This window comes from Neorhizobium sp. SHOUNA12A, from assembly GCF_023006505.1.
Classification (GTDB): Bacteria; Pseudomonadota; Alphaproteobacteria; order Rhizobiales; family Rhizobiaceae; genus Neorhizobium.
Genome location: NZ_JALBGV010000170.1, coordinates 1 through 3,581, shown reverse-complemented (window position 1 = coordinate 3,581; position 3,581 = coordinate 1). Strand labels below are relative to the sequence as shown.

2 protein-coding genes are annotated in these 3,581 nt (G+C 65.8%); both read right to left on the bottom strand.

Annotated elements, in window-relative coordinates:
* Positions 1-3,023: glycoside hydrolase/phage tail family protein (locus tag MOV63_RS32130; RefSeq protein WP_247039796.1), on the bottom strand; the 3,023-nt coding region annotated here is incomplete at its 3' end.
* Positions 3,024-3,352: 329 nt separating this feature from the next.
* Positions 3,353-3,581, bottom strand: a 229-nt coding sequence (locus MOV63_RS32125; protein ID WP_405029412.1) for an NlpC/P60 family protein, incomplete at its 5' end; no start/stop codon positions are given.

Below are 3,581 nucleotides of genomic sequence, written 5' to 3'. Positions count from 1 at the left end.
GGCCGATCGAGCGCGGCCCGCGCGCGATATCCTTCCGTCGTCACGGAGGAGGACAGTGCCATCCGCCGCCATGGCCGGCAGAAACCTGCGACCCGGGCAAAGCTCGCCGCCTCGCCGGGCGCGAATCGTGGCAGATCGAAAAGATGCAGGATCGGCGCAAATGCGTCGGAGACGGCGCGGCCGCCATTCCTGTGCCCCTCGTCAGCGGCGTAGTTCGATGGCGCGAGCGGCGCGTGGTGCCGTGCGTCGATCCGCCGCACCGCCCCCTCCTCGATCCGCTCGACGATAAAGGTCCCATCTGGCCCGGCCCCATCCGGCAAAACCAGCCGCACCGCATCCCCGGGCTCGACCGCGACATCGGCCGGCGAGAGCCCAAAACTCAGCGACCGTTTCGCAATCCTGTGGGTACGCAGCAGCGTCTCGACGGCATCGAGCGACGTCTCCTCCGGCAGCACGGCGGGCAGATCGTAGCTCAGGATACGCTGGCTTTCCGCCCGTGCCCGCCGCGACCGCACGCCCGACTGCTCGTAATCGAGCCGTGGATTGTAGGAGGTCAGCACCGCCTCCGCCGCAAAATCGCTGTCGTGCCCACGGTTTTCAGACCAGAGGGCCTCATCCTCGGTATCCGCGACGACGGTAATCTCCTTTGCCGCCAGGCTGACCTTCAGCCGCGACCGGAAACGCAGCCTGCCGCTGTCTTCCCCCACATCCACCTGAAACACCTCGAGCAGGGGTTCCAGAAGCGCCCGCGCCGAGGTCACCTCGCCCTGCACATAACCGGTCAGGTCGCCGTTCACTTCGGAAACGTCGAAATCCTCAAAACCGTGCTCTGTCAGGATCGCGGCGATCGCATCGGCGAGCGTCGTTGCACCCAGCCTGCCGTTCAGCCAATGGCCGGCGCGCCAGTTACCGCCATCGCTCCAGGCCGAAAGGTCGCCGGGAAAGGCCGGAACAGGCCTGGCATCCCAGGTCCAGACAAACACGTGGTCCGGGTCGACCAAGCCCGCCGGCGGCGCGTCACCCTGCCACCACCCATGATGCGCTTCCAGAAACCGCCGCTGCATGCTGTCGGACCGCCCGCCACTTGAAAAATATGGCAGCGCGCTTTCGGCTGATTTCGGATCGATGAAGACGTTCGGCTGATTGGCGCCCTTGTCGACCGCCGGACACCCGAGTTCGGTAAACCAGATCGGCTTCATGCCGGGCACCCAGGCCGTCGGCGTTATATTCTCGGCACCGCCCACACGGTCATGATGCTTGTTCGACCACCAGCCCAAGAGGTCCTTGTAACGATAGACCCACGGCTTGCCCGCCAGCCCATCCGAGATTGGCGATCGCAGCCGGTTCCGCCGGTCTGCATCGCTCGCATAATACCAGTCGAAACCCTCGCCGGCGGCGATCTGCGCAGCCATCGCTTGGGCATCATCCGCGAGCCGAAAAACATCCGGATTGTCCGCGACAAGATCCTCGTCGCGCCAATCGGCGAGCGGCATATAGTTGTCGATGCCGACCGCATCGATATCCGCCGAAGCCCAAAGCGGATCGAGATGGAAATGCACCTCGTCCGAACCGTCCTGCGGGTGATAGCCGAAATATTCGCTCCAGTCGGCGCCGTAGGTGAGCTTCGTCCCCGGCCCGACGATCGCCCGCACATCCGCCGCAAGCCCAACCAGTTGCTGCACGAAAGGAAAGGCCCCCGTCTCGTCGCGCAATTGCGTCAGCCCGCGTAGTTCCGAGCCGAGGATGAACCCATCGACCCCGCCCGTGGCTGCCGCCAGGCCAGCATAATGCAGCACCATGCGCCGGTATCCCTCGGAACCGGCGCTGAAAGCCTGCGCCTGAGCCCGCGCATCCGCTGTCTTATCCGCCGACGCCGGGAAACAAGTGATCCGCCCGCGCCAGGGAAAGGCCGCCTGCTCCACCCCGCCATAGGGATCCGGCCGGCCGTTGCCGGGCGGGATATCCATCATCACGAACGGATAGAGATAGACCTTCAGCCCACGCGCCCTGAGGTCGGTGATCGCCTGCGCCACGCTCGCGTCGCTCGGCGTGCCGCCGAAAGCCGGCCCGCCGTCCTGGCTCACCAGATGCGCATCGCCGCGCGACATGCCGGCCACCGACCACTCTGCGCTTTCCTCCCATCGCTCGGGCACCTCGACGCCCGGCACGATGCGGCAATGCCCTGCCCTGAGGTCTGTTCCGAACCAGGAGACCACCAGCGCCACCCGTTCGAGGTTGGGGCAGAGCGCCTGCAACTCATCGAGCGACGCCTGCCAGTCGGTGCCGGCCGCCAGCGTATGGCGATTGAGAATGCGCCCGCTGCCCTCGCCGGTCTTCTCCGTCACCGGCACAGTTGCATAACCATGCTCCGTCGCGCCCGGCGTGACCGTCACGGCGCGTATCTGATGTTCGAGCCTGCCGACCGGCCGCAGCACCTCGAACTGCAGCAGCGGAATGCGATTGCCGAAACTGTCGAGCGGCAGCCGATCGAACACGACATACGCCAGCCCGCGATAGGCCGGCGCATTGCCCTCGCCCTGCTTCGCCTCGATCAGCGGATCGGGCAATTGCTCTCCGTCGCCACGGTAGACCCGCATCTCGATTGCCGTCAGATCGAGTTCACGCCCATCGGCCCAGACCCGCCGTACGCCGGCGATCGGTCCCTCGCAGAGCCCGACCGCGAGGTTTGCGAAATAGCGGAACGTCTCCACCCGCGGACTGCTGGTCGCCTTGCCGCCGGAGCGCTCGCGCGTCACCTCTTCCTCGAAACGCGTCGCCCAGATCAGCGTGCCGCCGATCCGCGCCGTCCCGTAGATGCGGTTGATCGCCGTTCCTTCATCAGCACCCGGAATGCGTGCGGTCGCAAGACGAGGCCCGGAGATGGTCGCGCCGCTGCCGCCGATCAGCGCCCGATCGACCATGCTGCCGGCCAGCGCCCCCGCCGCCCGCCCGATGAGCGCCCCAACCGGACCGAACACGCTGCCGAGCGCCGCACCCGCCGCCTGGAAAAGGATAGTGGCCATAGAAATACCTCGCCGCCGCCCAGCGCTGCCACTGGATGCTCGCTCAGATTGTGATAGCGTCAGGAAATTCGGGAGCAGAAGCAGCACGCGCCGCGCCAGCCGGCGCATCGGCGAGGACAGGCCGCGCCGACCCAGGCAAGGGCCTTGCTCTCGAAAATGGAGGTAATGTTTATGAGGCTCAGGCCGATTGGCATTACGCTTATCTTGAAGGTGACCCGGACGGGCTGGTCTATAGCCGTCCGGATCAATTTCAACAGATAAGCAAAACGGTGGGCGGGGTAGCAGCCCCGCTCACCACTCCAGAAACATATTCCAAACGGCATTTCTTTTCAATGACACGCCGAAGGAAACCGATATACCGCCGCAACCCGTCGCCGCCACGATGGTACCAAGGCCGAACGCGTCACCGCCGACTGCTCATAGGCGTGGATGAAATGCTGCGGCCCGGCCAACACCCCGGCATGTTTGGCCGCGCAATCCGGCCGCCAGCGGAACAGCAGGACATCTCCCTGCTCCGCCTCACCCAACGGCACGCTCGGCCCGACGAGCCGCGCGGCC